This window comes from Pseudomonas fluorescens Q2-87 (genome assembly GCF_000281895.1).
Lineage (GTDB): Bacteria > Pseudomonadota > Gammaproteobacteria > Pseudomonadales > Pseudomonadaceae > Aquipseudomonas > Aquipseudomonas fluorescens_S.
On sequence record NZ_CM001558.1, the window covers coordinates 1781675 to 1796624 of the forward strand.

Below are 14950 nucleotides of genomic sequence, written 5' to 3' on the forward strand. Positions count from 1 at the left end.
GAATGTTGATTTCTAGTCTTTGACTAGTTCGTTCTTTAAAAATTTGGGTATGTGATAGAAAGATAGACTGGACGTTACTTTCACTGGTAACGGATCAGGCTAAGGTAAAATTTGTGAGTTCTCTTAGTTGAGAAATTCGAATTTTCGGCGAATGTCGTCTTCACAGTATAACCAGATTGCTTGGGGTTATATGGTCAAGTGAAGAAGCGCATACGGTGGATGCCTTGGCAGTCAGAGGCGATGAAAGACGTGGTAGCCTGCGAAAAGCTTCGGGGAGTCGGCAAACAGACTTTGATCCGGAGATGTCTGAATGGGGGAACCCAGCCATCATAAGATGGTTATCTTGTACTGAATACATAGGTGCAAGAGGCGAACCAGGGGAACTGAAACATCTAAGTACCCTGAGGAAAAGAAATCAACCGAGATTCCCTTAGTAGTGGCGAGCGAACGGGGACTAGCCCTTAAGCTTCTTTGATTTTAGCGGAACGCTCTGGAAAGTGCGGCCATAGTGGGTGATAGCCCTGTACGCGAAAGGATCTTAGAAGTGAAATCGAGTAGGACGGAGCACGAGAAACTTTGTCTGAATATGGGGGGACCATCCTCCAAGGCTAAATACTACTGACTGACCGATAGTGAACTAGTACCGTGAGGGAAAGGCGAAAAGAACCCCGGAGAGGGGAGTGAAATAGATCCTGAAACCGTATGCGTACAAGCAGTGGGAGCCCACTTTGTTGGGTGACTGCGTACCTTTTGTATAATGGGTCAGCGACTTATTTTCAGTGGCGAGCTTAACCGAATAGGGGAGGCGTAGCGAAAGCGAGTCTTAATAGGGCGTCTAGTCGCTGGGAATAGACCCGAAACCGGGCGATCTATCCATGGGCAGGTTGAAGGTTGGGTAACACTAACTGGAGGACCGAACCGACTACCGTTGAAAAGTTAGCGGATGACCTGTGGATCGGAGTGAAAGGCTAATCAAGCTCGGAGATAGCTGGTTCTCCTCGAAAGCTATTTAGGTAGCGCCTCATGTATCACTGTAGGGGGTAGAGCACTGTTTCGGCTAGGGGGTCATCCCGACTTACCAAACCGATGCAAACTCCGAATACCTACAAGTGCCGAGCATGGGAGACACACGGCGGGTGCTAACGTCCGTCGTGAAAAGGGAAACAACCCAGACCGTCAGCTAAGGTCCCAAAGTTATGGTTAAGTGGGAAACGATGTGGGAAGGCTTAGACAGCTAGGAGGTTGGCTTAGAAGCAGCCACCCTTTAAAGAAAGCGTAATAGCTCACTAGTCGAGTCGGCCTGCGCGGAAGATGTAACGGGGCTCAAACCATACACCGAAGCTACGGGTATCACTTAGGTGATGCGGTAGAGGAGCGTTCTGTAAGCCTGTGAAGGTGAGTTGAGAAGCTTGCTGGAGGTATCAGAAGTGCGAATGCTGACATGAGTAACGACAATGGGTGTGAAAAACACCCACGCCGAAAGACCAAGGTTTCCTGCGCAACGTTAATCGACGCAGGGTTAGTCGGTCCCTAAGGCGAGGCTGAAAAGCGTAGTCGATGGAAAACAGGTTAATATTCCTGTACTTCTGGTTATTGCGATGGAGGGACGGAGAAGGCTAGGCCAGCTTGGCGTTGGTTGTCCAAGTTTAAGGTGGTAGGCTGGAATCTTAGGTAAATCCGGGATTCTAAGGCCGAGAGCTGATGACGAGTTACCCTTTGGGTGACGAAGTGGTTGATGCCATGCTTCCAAGAAAAGCTTCTAAGCTTCAGGTAACCAGGAACCGTACCCCAAACCGACACAGGTGGTTGGGTAGAGAATACCAAGGCGCTTGAGAGAACTCGGGTGAAGGAACTAGGCAAAATGGCACCGTAACTTCGGGAGAAGGTGCGCCGGTGAGGGTGAAGCACTTGCTGCGTAAGCCCACGCCGGTCGAAGATACCAGGCCGCTGCGACTGTTTATTAAAAACACAGCACTCTGCAAACACGAAAGTGGACGTATAGGGTGTGACGCCTGCCCGGTGCCGGAAGGTTAATTGATGGGGTTAGCTAACGCGAAGCTCTTGATCGAAGCCCCGGTAAACGGCGGCCGTAACTATAACGGTCCTAAGGTAGCGAAATTCCTTGTCGGGTAAGTTCCGACCTGCACGAATGGCGTAACGATGGCGGCGCTGTCTCCACCCGAGACTCAGTGAAATTGAAATCGCTGTGAAGATGCAGTGTATCCGCGGCTAGACGGAAAGACCCCGTGAACCTTTACTATAGCTTTGCACTGGACTTTGAATTTGCTTGTGTAGGATAGGTGGGAGGCTTTGAAGCGTGGACGCCAGTTCGCGTGGAGCCATCCTTGAAATACCACCCTGGCAACTTTGAGGTTCTAACTCAGGTCCGTTATCCGGATCGAGGACAGTGTATGGTGGGTAGTTTGACTGGGGCGGTCTCCTCCTAAAGAGTAACGGAGGAGTACGAAGGTGCGCTCAGACCGGTCGGAAATCGGTCGTAGAGTATAAAGGCAAAAGCGCGCTTGACTGCGAGACAGACACGTCGAGCAGGTACGAAAGTAGGTCTTAGTGATCCGGTGGTTCTGTATGGAAGGGCCATCGCTCAACGGATAAAAGGTACTCCGGGGATAACAGGCTGATACCGCCCAAGAGTTCATATCGACGGCGGTGTTTGGCACCTCGATGTCGGCTCATCACATCCTGGGGCTGAAGCCGGTCCCAAGGGTATGGCTGTTCGCCATTTAAAGTGGTACGCGAGCTGGGTTTAGAACGTCGTGAGACAGTTCGGTCCCTATCTGCCGTGGACGTTTGAGATTTGAGAGGGGCTGCTCCTAGTACGAGAGGACCGGAGTGGACGAACCTCTGGTGTTCCGGTTGTCACGCCAGTGGCATTGCCGGGTAGCTATGTTCGGGAAAGATAACCGCTGAAAGCATCTAAGCGGGAAACTTGCCTCAAGATGAGATCTCACTGGGACCTTGAGTCCCCTGAAGGGCCGTCGAAGACTACGACGTTGATAGGCAGGGTGTGTAAGCGCTGTGAGGCGTTGAGCTAACTGTACTAATTGCCCGTGAGGCTTGACCATATAACACCCCAAGCAAATTTGCTTGCTTCGAGCTGAAAAGCGAACGAGTACCAGATTGCGGTGTGTGAAGACGAAACGAACCGAAAGTTCGAACGTCACAAAACACCGAAAAGCTATCACATACCCATTCGCTGGAACGTGACCGCAAGGCACGCGCTGGCTACCGAATTTCTTGACGACCATAGAGCATTGGAACCACCTGATCCCATCCCGAACTCAGCAGTGAAACGATGCATCGCCGATGGTAGTGTGGGGTTTCCCCATGTGAGAGTAGGTCATCGTCAAGATTAAATTCCGAAACCCCTATCTGCTGACGCAGGTAGGGGTTTTGTTTTGCCCGCAGGAAAGCGAGCGCCAGTAAAAAGGATGACATGCGCAGGCCATCCTTTTTCCTCATCCCGGCTGTTAGGCTTCAGGTACTGGGCAGCTCAAGTCTCCTTCCTTGCACTTGAGGTAGGTCTTGAACGCCTCGATCCGGGCCTTGGTCTGCGCCGTGATGCAGTTGCTATAGATCAGCGGATAGACGCTGCCGCCTTCGACTCCGGAGGCGGAGAAGTTGCATTCGGCATCACGGAAGACTATCCAGGCTCGTTGTGCCTTGACCAACAACTGCTTGGCCTCGGGATCGTCCTTCAGGCGTGCCGTGATCTGCTTGTACAGGTCGTTCAGCTCCTTGTCGGCGGCCTTGTTATCTTTGGCCGCACACTGGTTCAGTTCACTCTGGGTCGTGGCATTGGCACAGTCATCGGCTTGGACAAGGGGAACGAAAAACAGCGGCGTCAGGGCCAAGAGCAAGCGTCGGGACATGTTTGGTCTCTCCTTGAGGGCTGGAAAACGCCGAGAAGTTTACACGCGCAAAGCGATTTTAGATCCGGCGAGACTATAGACGACGTTCTGATACAACTTTCCGGTTGGCGTTGTGGTCTTAGAAGCCTACTGTTTGAACACAGGAGGTGACCTCATGCATGCATCTGATCGCATTGAAAGAAAGATCCTGCTCAAGGCTCCGCGCGCTCAAGTCTGGCGGGCCTTGGCCAATGCCGAAGCTTTCGGCCAGTGGTTTGGCGTCGCCCTTGAGGGTAAACGGTTTGTGGCAGGTGAGCGGACCCAGGGGCAGATCACATATCCGGGTTACGAGCACCTCATCTGGGACGTAGCGGTGGAGCGAGTCGAGCCCGAGCGGGTGTTTTCATTTCGCTGGCACCCTTACGCGATCGAGCCGCAGGTGGATTATTCCCAGGAATCTGAAACCCGGGTGCAGTTCGAGCTTGAGGACATGGATGGCGGCACCTTGTTGAAAGTCGTGGAATCGGGCTTCAACAATATTCCCGAGGCGCGCCGGCTCAAGGCCTTTCGCATGGACAGTCGTGGCTGGGACGAACAAATGGCCAATATTGAAGCGTTTCTAAGCAAGGCTTGATTCTCCATCGTGGGTGCAAATGTTGGCACGTCTGGCGCGGGTAAGGGTTTTCGGAAGGGCGGGTATGGCGAATGTCTTACACGAGATGATAACGATGTCGTCTATTGCACTTTGGATCCGAAGCGTAATCTGGACTCATCCACTGAAGCACAGGAAGTGCTCAGGATCAGGGACGATCGACCTTGCAAGGATGGCTATCGACAGGGAGTCGTAATGGTCTTGGAAAAACCCGCTTCGGCGGGTTTTTTTTCGCCAGTCAAAAAGGTCCGCAAGTGCTGTATAGCGAAACGCTTACACCGCGGCGCTGCTTTCTCGTCTTTTTCCATCTCATCGGAACGCTTAATCTAAGTCCATCCACTGAGTACAGGGAGTGCTCGGGGTCATGGATGATCGGACCAGGCATGGAATGCCGGACAGGGAGTCAAATTGGTCCTCAAAAAACCCGCCTAGGCGGGTTTTTTTTCGTCTGCAGAAAAGTGGCCTTTCACCGCCTCAGGTACCGGCCCAGCCTATTGGCCCCCGGGATCAGGCGCCAGTGGCTTGTAACGCCTGGGCACGTAGACGGGCGACGTCCTTGCTCGGAGATGCACCAAATAGGCGACTGTATTCGCGACTGAACTGCGAAGGGCTCTCATAACCCATCTTGTAACCGATGGACGAAACATCGCTGTTCTCTGCCAATAGCAGTCGCCGGGCTTCTTGAAGGCGCAGTTGTTTCTGGTATTGCAGAGGGCTCATGGCGGTCACGGCTTTGAAACGGTGATGCAGCGCCGACGGGCTGAGGTTGATCATTTGCGCCAGGCTGTCAATGCTCAGCGGCTCGGCATAATGGTTATTGAGCCACTCGATGGCGCGACTGATGCGATGGGTTTGTGTGTCGGGAATGGCTATTTCGTGCAAACGCTGGCCCTGGGCGCCTCGCAGCAGTCGGTAGAAAATCTCCTGTTGGGCCAGGGGCGCCAAGGTTGCGATGTCCTCCGGACTGTCCAGCAGCCGCAGCAGGCGCAACATCGCATCGAGCAGTGGCGCGTCGATGCGATCCAGGAACAGTCCGCGTCCGGTTCGCTGGGTCGGAACACCGATAGGGCTGGTGTCGGCGATCAGGCGGCAGACTTGTGCCGGGTCGATGTCCAGGCGAATGCACAGGTAGGGACGTTCGGGACTGGCTTCGACCACTTGCCCGGCCAGCGGCAGGGTCACCGAGACAACCAGGTAATTGAGCGGGTCATACACGTAGCACTCATCCGCCAGCCGCACCTCTTTCGCCCTTCGACGATCACGCATAGGCCGGGTTTGTGCACCGTATGCAGGGCTTCGGTCGGCTGGTCGCTGCGGATCAGGTGCAGGGCCTCGATGGCCGTAGGGTGGACGCCATATTCCGGCGCAAAACGCTTCATCAGCTCCGCCAGCTCGGCGCGACGCTGGCTGACGCCGTCGTCGGGCGCAATGTGTATGGACGTGGATACCGACATGCCGCTCAATCTCCCAGGCCAACTGTGTGGATCGCGTTAGTAAAGCCGATTGTATCGCTGGCGACTAGAGGTGGTTATCACGCTACAGAATTGTGCAAGTGCGCAGGAGGATCCGGCTAACCCCAACTTCCATGGGCTCCCTAATCTGGACTTGTCAAAACGCTCCCATCGGGGGCCAACACATCCAGTCGAGGAAACCATCATGTCCGATATCCAAAATAAAGTTGTGGTAATCACCGGCGCCAGCAGTGGGATTGGCGAGGCCGCCGCACGCTTGTTGGCCGCGCGGGGTGCCCGCGTAGTGCTTGGCGCTCGGCGCGTGGAACGTTTGCAGGCGCTGGTGCATGAACTTGAAGCCGCTGGCCAACAGGCGGTTTGCAAAGCCGTGGACGTGACCCGTCGCGACGACGTTCAGAGCCTGGTGGATTTTGCTGTCGGACGTTTCGGCAGGGTTGATGTGATCATCAACAATGCCGGCGTCATGCCCCTTTCCAAACTCGAGGCGCTGAAAGTCGATGAATGGGACCGCATGATCGACGTCAACATCCGTGGTGTGCTCCACGGCATCGCCGCCGGCTTGCCCCTGATGCAGCGCCAGCGCAGCGGCCAATTCATCAACATCGCGTCAATCGGCGCCTACACCGTCAGCCCCACCGCTGCTGTGTATTGCGCCACCAAGTTCGCCGTGCGGGCGATTTCCGAAGGGCTGCGCCAAGAGGTCGGCGGCGATGTGCGGGTAACGGTCATTTCCCCCGGCGTGACCGAGTCGGAACTGGCCGAAAGTATTTCCGATGAGGGTGGACGTGCCGAGATGCGCGAGTTCCGCAAGATCGCGATTCCCGCCGAGGCCATCGCCCGGGCAATTGCCTACGCCATCGAGCAACCAGCGGATGTCGACGTCAGCGAACTGGTTGTGCGGCCAACCGCCAGTCCCTTTTAAAGTGAGCAATCCGACAAGGGATATCCCGGTGGCGAGCGGACAAACCCCCTCGCCACAGTTTTATGCAAGATGAAGAGCGAGCGTTACGCCAGGTCCAGTCGCGCCGCGGCACGCTGGGTGATCTGCGAACGCACCCGGAACGATTCCGCCGCGCGCCGGTGCGCTTCTTCCAATACACCTGCTGGCGCCGTGTCCGGGCAGCCCGCGTTGAAGGGTGGGGCAGGGGCGTATTCGAGTTGCAGTTGGACCAGCTCGGCGGTGCCTTGGTCGAACAATTCCTCCGCCAGGGTCAGCGCAAAATCGATCCCCGCCGTGATGCCGCCGCCGGTGATCAGGTTGCCGTCGCGTACCACGCGGTCCTTGACTGGGGTTGCCCCCAGGATGGACAACAAGCTGTGGTAGGCCCAATGGGTGGTGGCCTGTTTCCCTTTCAACAGTCCCGCCGCACCGAGTACCAGCGAACCGGTGCACACCGACGTGATGTACTGCGCGTGGGCCGCTTGCTGTCGGATGAAGGCCAAGGTCTGCTCGTCCTCCATCAAGGGGCCTACGCCGCTGCCACCAGGGACGCAGATTACGTCGAGTTTCGGGCAATCTTCGAAGGTGGTTGTCGGCAACAGCACCAAGCCAGTGCTGGAGGTGACTGGCGCCAAGTCTTTCCAGATCAGGTGCACCTTCACGTCCGGCAACGAGGCCAGCACATCGTAAGGGCCGGTCAGGTCCAGTTGCTGGACTTGCGGGAATAACAGCAAACCGATCTGCAATGTCATGGTGATTCTCCTTAAGTGATGCCCGAGGGTGGACGGCTCTACTTTAGGGTCGTAGGATCTGGCGCATACGCCAATAAGCCCACGAATTACGCCAATATGCCGACTGTGCCAAAAACCGTTCATGTCCTGGCCTTTGCCAATGTCCAAGTGTTGGATGTCACCGGACCCTTGCAGGTGTTTGCTTCGGCCAATGACCTGGCTCGCCAGCAAGGCTTGCCCTTGCCGTACGCGCCGACGGTGATTGCCCTGGGCGGCGGGGCAGTGATGTCCTCGGCGGGGTTGGCGTTGATGGCCGAGCCGCTGCCGAGCGAAGACAGTGACACCCTGTTGATCGCCGGCGGCTGGGGCGTTTACGAGGCGGCCAAGGATCCGGCGCTGGTGGCCTGGGTCAAGGCGCATGGCCTGCGCTCACGGCGGGTGGCGTCGGTGTGTACCGGGGCGTTCCTGCTGGCCGCCAGCGGCTGGCTGGACGGGCGGCGGGTAGTGACGCACTGGACCCGCTGCGAACAACTGGCCGAGCAGCATCCGCAGTTGCGGGTCGAGGCCAATCCGATCTTTATCAATGACGGTCCGGTCTGGACTTCTGCCGGGGTCACTGCCGGCATCGACCTGGCCCTGGCACTGGTGGAAGAAGACCTGGGCCGGGCCGTGGCCCTGGAGGTCGCCCGGCAATTGGTGGTGTTCCTCAAGCGGCCTGGCGGGCAATCGCAGTTCAGCGTGACGTTGTCGCTGCAAAAACAGGGCAGCCGATTCGACGAACTGCATGCCTGGATCGCCGAAAACCTCACCCGTGACCTCGGCCTGTCGAGCCTGGCCGCTGAGGTAGGCATGAGCGAACGCAGTTTTGTACGCCACTACCGCGCCGACACCGGACAGACACCGGCGCGGGCGGTAGAACTGATTCGCGTGGAAACGGCCCGTCGTCTATTGGCCGACACCGCGGTATCGATCAAACGCGTGGCGGTGCAATGCGGCTTTGGCAGCGAAGAAACCCTGCGTCGCAGTTTCTTACGGGCCATGGGTGTGACGCCCCAGGCCTATCGCGAGCGGTTCGCGCTCAGCCCTCAAGCAGATCCAGCAATGCCTTGAGCGTCGCCTCGGGCGCTTCCTGAGGAATGTTGTGGCCTACGCCGGCCAGCACTCGGCGCTCGTAGAAACCGCTGAAATGCGCGGCATCGTCATCGTGTTCGGACGCTGGTCCTACGCCGTCATCGGCCCCGCACAGGGAAATGCTTGGCACGCTGATGACCGGTTGTTTGGCGAGGCGCTCTTCCATCCACTCCAGCGTCGGATCTCCGGGTGCGTACATGAAACGGTGGCGGTAGGAATGAATCACCACGTCGACAAAATCCGGATTCTCGAATGACGGGGCGCTGAGCGGATAAAGTTCGGCGCCGCGCTTCCAGGTCGGTGACCACAGGCGCCAGAGCAATGCACATAGCTCGCGTCGGTTTTGGGTCAGGCCCTCGACACCCCGGGCGGTGTGGAAATAGTACTGGTACCACAGTCGATGCTCGGTTTCAGGGGCCAGTGGCTGCGTTGAGCGAGGAATATCCTGCAGGTTGTAGCCGTCGCCGGTCACCAGGCAACGCACGCGCTCAGGCCACAGCGCCGCCACGATGCATGCCGCCCGACCGCCCCAGTCGTAGCCGCACAACGCCGCTTGGGGAATGGCGAGCGCGTGCATCAGGTCGAGCAGATCCTGGGCCAGCGCCGCCTGCTGGCCAGAGCGCAGGATGGACGGATTGTTGAACCGCGTCGGGCCGTAGCCGCGCAGGTAGGGCACGATGACTCGATAGCCGCGCTGAGCCAGGGCCGGCGCGACCTCATCGAAAGCCCGGGGGTCGTAGGGGAAGCCGTGCAGCAGGATGACGGGCTCGCCGGCGGCGGGGCCGTGTTCTTCATAGGCGATGCGCAGCAACGGCGTCACGGCGAAATTGAGCTTGGGATTCTGGTTCACATCAGCCTCCGGTTACGCGGGTTCCTGATTCACGTATTTGCTCCGATCCGGCGTGAAGGTCACGATCATATGGGTGCCGGAGCAGGTGAGGGTGTGCTCTTGGGTCAGATCGATGTCCAGGTCTTCACCGCGCAGGCCCTGCCATTGGGCGAGGTATTTCAGACATCCGAATTTTGCGGTTTTTTTCAGGCTACGGCTGACGCCACCTTTCCAGCCCAGCACCGGCAATTCACCGGCCAGGCAGCGTTGTGCCAGTTCGGGAAATCGCTGCGCGCGGTCGCGGCCGATTTCCCAACATTTGATCAAGCCTCGGTCGTGGCCTTCCCAGAGTTCTTCCCGGGTCAGGCCTGATCGCGGCGGAGTGGTGATGGCGCGTTTGATATGGGTCATGTCGGATCCTTGAGTCGGGTTTTTATTGGGCAGCTCCGCTGCACCCGTAAGTGCATCGATCTTAGGAGGGGTTTGGGGGGCTGGCAACCGGTAACGGATTGTGGTGATCAAAGGCGGGCGCATGCTCTTGTGGCGAGGGAGCTTGCTCCCGCTGGGTTGCGAAGCGACCCTCAGGATTTTGCGCCTGCTGCGCAGTCCAGCGGGAGCAAGCTCCCTCGCCACGGTGGTGCAGTGTTCCTACAAAAAATTAGGTGAACCGGAAATTTCTGACGAGTCGCGGCGGTTGCCGGTTCGGAAGCGGCGGGGATAGGCTTTGCCGGTCGCTGCAAAATCAGCGACCGGGTTTGGTCACCCGTCCAATGTCAGGCGCACACGCGCCAACCTCGGCATATAGGCGCTTTGCCGGTATGCTTTGCGGTGGGCTGTGCGCGGGGCACTTTCGAGTGCGCCGGGTGCCTGACTTCCCGGTTGACCAACCTGCGTACCGCCCACCACCCTCGTTTGGTCACGAGGTGGTGAGCTCAACTTCAAGTCAGGAGTTTCACCATGGTCAAAATCACCCCCAACCCCCCTCGCGCCGAAGACCTCTCTTCCTACACCACCCTCGATTCAAAAAAAAACCGCGAAGCCGCCGACCGGGCGCTGAACATCCACTTGTCTCCCGCCGCCCCAAAACCCGACACACAAGACGGCCAGGTCTTTTCCGTAGTCCCAGGCCTCAACACCGAATCGGTGCTAACCAGCCTCAGCGAAACCCTGGCCTCGGCCAATGCCATGGCCAGTGATTTGGCTTTCGAACTAGAAGGTTCCCGGCGGCATGTTGCGTTGGGGATTCAGCAATTGATCGAACTGGGCACGTTGCTGGCCAATCGGGCGCTGGATGACCTGGAATCGACCGTCTAACTGACACACCCCGGATGTGGCGAGGGAGCTTGCTCCCGCTGGGTTGCGAAGCGACCCTCAGGATTTTGCGCCTGCTGCGCAGTCGAGCGGGAGCAAGCTCCCTCGCCACAGGGAACCGCGTTTAATCCAAGGCTCACGGCTGCCAGTTATTTTTCTCCCCGCTCAACTTGCGATCCAAAAAACTCGCCGCGCTGATCAGTGCCAGATGGGTCAGGGCCTGGGGTGTGTTGCCCAGGTGAAAGCCGTGGTTGTCGAACTCTTCGGCGTACAGGCCCAGCGGGTTGGCGTAGCGCAGCAGTTGTTCGAATTCCAGCTGGGCTTTTTCCACGCGGCCGGCGCGGGCCAGGCATTCGACGTACCAGAACGAGCAGGCCGCGAACGAGCCTTCGGTGCCGCTGAGGCCGTCGATAGGGCTGTCATCGTTGCGGTAGCGATACACCATGCCGTCGCGCACCAGGCTCTGTTCAATCGCGTCCAGAGTCGACAACCAGCGCGGGTCGCGGGCACTGACGAACCGCACCAAGGGCATCAATAACATCGAGCCATCGAGGGCGGTGCTCCCCAGGCGTTGGACGAAATGCTGGTGTTCCTCGTTCCAGAAATTGCTCCAGATGTCCTCATAGATAGCCTGGCGAGTCTCATCCCAGCGGGCGAACGGGGCGGGCAGCGAGCGTTTTTCGGCCAGGCGGATGGCGCGGTCGACGGCAACCCAGCACATCAGCCGCGAATGCAGAAAATGCTGCTTGTCACCGCGCATTTCCCAGATGCCCACGTCCTTGTCCTGCCAGGTTTGACATACCTGATCGACGACATCGGCGGTGTGTTTCCAGCCTTGATGGGAGATCGCTTCGCCGTACTTGTTGACCAGGTACACCGCGTCCATCAACTCGCCAAAGATATCCAACTGCACCTGCCGGTAGGCCAGGTTGCCGATGCGCACCGGCTGCGCACCGCCGAAGCCGCTCAGGTGCGGCAGCTCGGTTTCCGGCAGCTCCAGCCGGCCGTCCAGGCCGTACAAGATGTTGAGTTTGGTCGGTTGGTCGCAGCAGTCGCTGACCCGCCCTCGCAACCAGCGCATGTAGGCATTGGCTTCTTCGATGAAGCCCAGGCGCATGAACGCATACACGGTAAAAGAGGCGTCGCGGATCCAGGTGTAGCGGTAATCCCAGTTGCGCTCGCCGCCACGGGTTTCCGGCAGGCCGAAAGTGGCGGCGGCGAGGATAGCGCCGTGTTTTCGCGAGGTCAGCAGCTTCAGCGCCAGGGCGGAACGATTGACCATTTCCCGCCAGCGCCCGCGATAATTCGACTGGCCGATCCAGCCACGCCAAAACGCCAGGGTGCGTTCCAGGCACAAGGCGCTGACGTCGTCCTGCAACCGCGGGTCATCGATGCCGCCCAGCAAGAATTCGGCGCTCTGGCCCTGCTCCAAGGTGAATTCGGCCACCGCGGCGTTGCCGTCCAGCGTCATGGCCTGGTCGGAACACAGGCGCAGGCTCGGTTGGCCCGACGCCTCGAAGCAAATGTGGCTACCGTCCTGGTGCGCCGTGGTGGCGGCTCGGGCGTAGTCATGCCGCACGGCGCAACGCAGGCGAAAGGTCGCGCTGCCCACCGCCATGCGCACCTTGCGCATCAGTACGGGCAGATCATTCTCGCTGTCACCGATGGGCAGCAGGTCGGTGATTTCCACCACCACCCCATCGCTCAGCCAGCGGGTTTGCAGCACGTTGGTATCGGGCAGGTAGATCTGCTGGCGACGGGCATCCGGCAGGTCTGGTGCGAGTTGGAAGATGCCCGCCTCGGGCGTGTCGAGCAGCGAACAGAAGATCGACGGGCTGTCGAATTCCGGCCAGCAGAAAAAATCCACGCTGCCTCGATCGTTCACCAGCGCAGCGGTGCGCATGTCGCCGATGATGCCGTGGTTTTCGATGGGGCTTTGCGGCTCGTCATGATCAGCCATTGCCGCGGAATCCTGGATACAGACTCATCCCGCCGTCGATGAACAGCGTGGTGCCTACCACGTAGTCGGACAAGTCCGACGCCAGCCAGACCACCGCGTTGGCAACGTCCTCGACATCGCCTACACGACCGTAAGGAATCAGCTGCAGCAGTTTTTGCTCCTGCTCACCTTCGGTGGCCTCGCGGTTGATGGCCGTGCGGATGGCGCCGGGGGCGATGCTGTTGATGCGGATGCGCTGATGGCTGGTTTCCTGGGCCAGGCTCTGCATCAGCAGATCGACACCGCCCTTGGAAGCAGCGTAATTGACGTGGCCGGCCCAGGGAATGCGCTGGTGCACCGAGCTCATGTGGATGATCTTGCCAGCGGCCCGGGACACGCCCTGGCGAATGCCCTGGCGATTGAAAATCCGCAGGGCGGCACGGGCACAGAGGAACTGACCGGTGAGGTTGGTGCCGATCACCGTGTTCCAGTCTTCCAGGCTCATGTCGACAGCGGCAGCGTCTTTTTGCAGGCCGGAATTGGCGACCAGGATGTCCAGCGTGCCAAAGGCTTCGAGGGTCTTGGCAAATAGCTGTTCGACGTCCTGCTCCTTCGAAACATCGGCGCCGACGGCGATCGCGCGGCCGCCATTGTCATTGATCTGGCGAGCCAGGTCTTCGGCCGGACCGGCATTGGAATGGTAGTTGAGCACCACGGCGGCACCGGCCTGCGCCAACGCCTTGGCCGAGCCTGCGCCAATGCCGGAGCTGGCGCCAGTGACGAGGGCGACTTGGTGGTCGAGGGTTATCTGCATGGTTTAGCACCTGGAGTGAAGGGCCTTACCTGCTGACTGGCGTGAGGTGTGCAGAGTTCAGTCAGGCGCAGCGATCTTCATCCTCCAGCCACATTTGGATATCACCCAAGCAATGCCTGGCCGCTACCAACCCCGCCCCGAGTTGACCCAGAAATTCACCGACAGCGACGTCGACACCGACTCCACCTGGTGAAACCAACCCTCCGGCAAAAACAGCAGGTCTCCAGCCTCCAGCGTCACCCGCAGGAAAGTCACGTCCCGGGCCCGCGGGAAGCGTTGATAGTCCGGCGCGTCGGGATTGAAATCACAGCCGTCCAGACCGCCTTGGGGCGCTGTGGACCAAGTGCCCAGCGCCTCACGGTGATGCGGCGCGGCGAGGGTGAATATCTTCTGTCCCCAAACCTGGGCGAACAGGTTATCGGTGTCATCGCGATGCAGCGGCGTCAGGGTGCCCTTGGGGCCGATCCAGATGCGCGGCGGGATGAACAGCGACGGGTCGAAGTAGGGCGGATATTGGATCTGCTCCAGCAATTGCGCCGGCAAAATGTTGTTGCCCATATAAGCCGGTGGTTCACCCTCGGTACTCTTGACCGCCGGGCTGTCCAGGGAGGCGATGAATTCGGCCATGGAGGTGGAACGGAAATCGCGCTCGGTAGAGAAAGTGTTCTTCACATAATCGCCATGGCGCGTGATGCCTTGCAGTTGGGCAAAGTGCACCAGCGATTCCTCGCGGCTGAGCTTGAACAGCGGCCAGTCCTGCAGGGCATTGTTGATGACCAGCGGAATACCGTGGGGCAGATAGCGTGCCTGGAACTCCTGCACTGACAATTCGCTGCGCGGTCGTCGTTCCACCGTGCGTTGGGTGGGCAGGCTGGCGGTGAGTTTTTCGCTGAAGCGCTGCGGGGTAGGGTAGCGCTTGTTCATGTCGACCTTTTCCACCACGCCGCCGCTGTGACGGGCATGGTCGATGATCTGCGGCAGCAAGGTCGCCAGGCCCATGTTGCCGCCGATTTTCAGGCGACCGCTGGCAAACAGTTCCTCGACATTGGCCATGCCGGCCATGATCCCGAGAAAATCCTTTTCCGCCACTTCGATGGTCACGTCGGGGCTGGCGTGCCGACCGGCCTGGGTGTGGCTGCTGGCCCTGACCTCGGACCAGTACGCCTGCTGCGGGCCGAACACGAATTGAAAGACGCCTTCGATACCAACGGCGCCGGCATTGGCGAACAGTTTGCCCAGGATGGTTTGCAGGTCCACGGCGG

General features: G+C 58.8%; 11 protein-coding genes, 2 rRNA genes and 1 pseudogene. 6 read left to right on the forward strand and 8 right to left on the reverse strand.

The genetic code is table 11. The features are described from left to right. The first annotated feature begins 192 nt into the window (after positions 1-192). Positions 193-3083: ribosomal RNA gene (locus PFLQ2_RS19465) — 23S ribosomal RNA — on the forward strand. Positions 3084-3254: 171 nt separating this feature from the next. After that, positions 3255-3370: ribosomal RNA gene (gene rrf, locus PFLQ2_RS19460) — 5S ribosomal RNA — on the forward strand. Between the two features lie 118 nt (positions 3371-3488). Here rrf and PFLQ2_RS19455 read toward each other — a convergent pair. Continuing rightward, positions 3489-3890 carry a lysozyme inhibitor LprI family protein gene (locus PFLQ2_RS19455; protein ID WP_003179621.1) on the reverse strand — a complete coding sequence of 134 codons (402 nt, stop codon included), beginning with the start codon at positions 3888-3890 and terminating at the stop codon, positions 3489-3491. Positions 3891-4044: 154 nt separating this feature from the next. Between PFLQ2_RS19455 and PFLQ2_RS19450 the strand changes: the two genes are divergently transcribed. Beyond that, positions 4045-4503 (forward strand): SRPBCC family protein, encoded by a 459-nt coding sequence (locus tag PFLQ2_RS19450; protein WP_003179623.1) that lies wholly within the window; start codon positions 4045-4047, stop codon positions 4501-4503. Between the two features lie 525 nt (positions 4504-5028). Here the strand turns inward: PFLQ2_RS19450 and PFLQ2_RS27640 are convergent. Continuing rightward, a pseudogene (locus PFLQ2_RS27640) lies at positions 5029-5975 on the reverse strand (AraC family transcriptional regulator N-terminal domain-containing protein). 202 nt (positions 5976-6177) lie between these two features. Between PFLQ2_RS27640 and PFLQ2_RS19445 the strand changes: the two are divergent. After that, positions 6178-6915 (forward strand): SDR family oxidoreductase, encoded by a 738-nt coding sequence (locus PFLQ2_RS19445; protein WP_003179628.1) that lies wholly within the window; start codon positions 6178-6180, stop codon positions 6913-6915. An 83-nt stretch (positions 6916-6998) separates the two neighbouring features. On the opposite strand, the gene inhA is transcribed toward PFLQ2_RS19445, so the two are convergent. Continuing rightward, positions 6999-7685, reverse strand: a complete 687-nt coding sequence (gene inhA / locus PFLQ2_RS19440; protein WP_003179629.1) for an isonitrile hydratase — start codon at positions 7683-7685, stop codon at positions 6999-7001. Between the two features lie 96 nt (positions 7686-7781). Here inhA and PFLQ2_RS19435 point away from each other — a divergent pair, with 96 nt between their 5' ends. Continuing rightward, positions 7782-8774, forward strand: coding sequence for a GlxA family transcriptional regulator (locus PFLQ2_RS19435; RefSeq protein ID WP_003179630.1), 993 nt, complete (start codon positions 7782-7784; stop codon positions 8772-8774). Here PFLQ2_RS19435 and PFLQ2_RS19430 read toward each other — a convergent pair. Beyond that, positions 8743-9645 (reverse strand): alpha/beta fold hydrolase, encoded by a 903-nt coding sequence (locus PFLQ2_RS19430; RefSeq protein WP_003179631.1) that lies wholly within the window; start codon positions 9643-9645, stop codon positions 8743-8745. The two genes, PFLQ2_RS19435 and PFLQ2_RS19430, sit on opposite strands and share 32 nt — an antisense overlap. Positions 9646-9657: 12 nt before the next feature. After that, positions 9658-10035 (reverse strand): hypothetical protein, encoded by a 378-nt coding sequence (locus PFLQ2_RS19425; protein ID WP_003179632.1) that lies wholly within the window; start codon positions 10033-10035, stop codon positions 9658-9660. Between the two features lie 546 nt (positions 10036-10581). Between PFLQ2_RS19425 and PFLQ2_RS19420 the strand changes: the two genes are divergently transcribed. Then, complete coding sequence (locus PFLQ2_RS19420) at positions 10582-10938, forward strand: DUF6124 family protein (protein WP_003179633.1); 357 nt, start codon at positions 10582-10584, stop codon at positions 10936-10938. Between the two features lie 133 nt (positions 10939-11071). Here the strand turns inward: PFLQ2_RS19420 and PFLQ2_RS19415 are convergent, their stop codons facing one another. From PFLQ2_RS19415 to PFLQ2_RS19405, 3 genes are all read right to left on the reverse strand, one after another. After that, positions 11072-12895 (reverse strand): glycoside hydrolase family 15 protein, encoded by a 1824-nt coding sequence (locus PFLQ2_RS19415; RefSeq protein ID WP_003179634.1) that lies wholly within the window; start codon positions 12893-12895, stop codon positions 11072-11074. Then, positions 12888-13688 (reverse strand): glucose 1-dehydrogenase, encoded by an 801-nt coding sequence (locus PFLQ2_RS19410; RefSeq protein WP_003179635.1) that lies wholly within the window; start codon positions 13686-13688, stop codon positions 12888-12890. The genes PFLQ2_RS19415 and PFLQ2_RS19410 overlap by 8 nt, the downstream gene beginning before the upstream one ends. 123 nt (positions 13689-13811) lie before the next feature. Next, the gene (locus PFLQ2_RS19405) at positions 13812-14945 is read right to left on the reverse strand and encodes a cupin-like domain-containing protein (protein ID WP_003179636.1); all 1134 of its coding nucleotides are present in this window, start codon (positions 14943-14945) and stop codon (positions 13812-13814) included. Between the last annotated feature and the right edge of the window lie 5 nt (positions 14946-14950).

Bases quoted from the DNA above. Each gene is read 5' to 3' on its own strand.
- PFLQ2_RS19455 (WP_003179621.1), bottom strand. From the start codon at position 3,890: ATGTCCCGACGCTTGCTCTTGGCCCTGACGCCGCTGTTTTTCGTTCCC.
- PFLQ2_RS19450 (WP_003179623.1), top strand. From the start codon at position 4,045: ATGCATGCATCTGATCGCATTGAAAGAAAGATCCTGCTCAAGGCTCCG.
- PFLQ2_RS19445 (WP_003179628.1), top strand. From the start codon at position 6,178: ATGTCCGATATCCAAAATAAAGTTGTGGTAATCACCGGCGCCAGCAGT.
- inhA (WP_003179629.1), bottom strand. From the start codon at position 7,685: ATGACATTGCAGATCGGTTTGCTGTTATTCCCGCAAGTCCAGCAACTG.
- PFLQ2_RS19435 (WP_003179630.1), top strand. From the start codon at position 7,782: ATGCCGACTGTGCCAAAAACCGTTCATGTCCTGGCCTTTGCCAATGTC.
- PFLQ2_RS19425 (WP_003179632.1), bottom strand. From the start codon at position 10,035: ATGACCCATATCAAACGCGCCATCACCACTCCGCCGCGATCAGGCCTG.
- PFLQ2_RS19420 (WP_003179633.1), top strand. From the start codon at position 10,582: ATGGTCAAAATCACCCCCAACCCCCCTCGCGCCGAAGACCTCTCTTCC.
- PFLQ2_RS19415 (WP_003179634.1), bottom strand. From the start codon at position 12,895: ATGGCTGATCATGACGAGCCGCAAAGCCCCATCGAAAACCACGGCATC.
- PFLQ2_RS19410 (WP_003179635.1), bottom strand. From the start codon at position 13,688: ATGCAGATAACCCTCGACCACCAAGTCGCCCTCGTCACTGGCGCCAGC.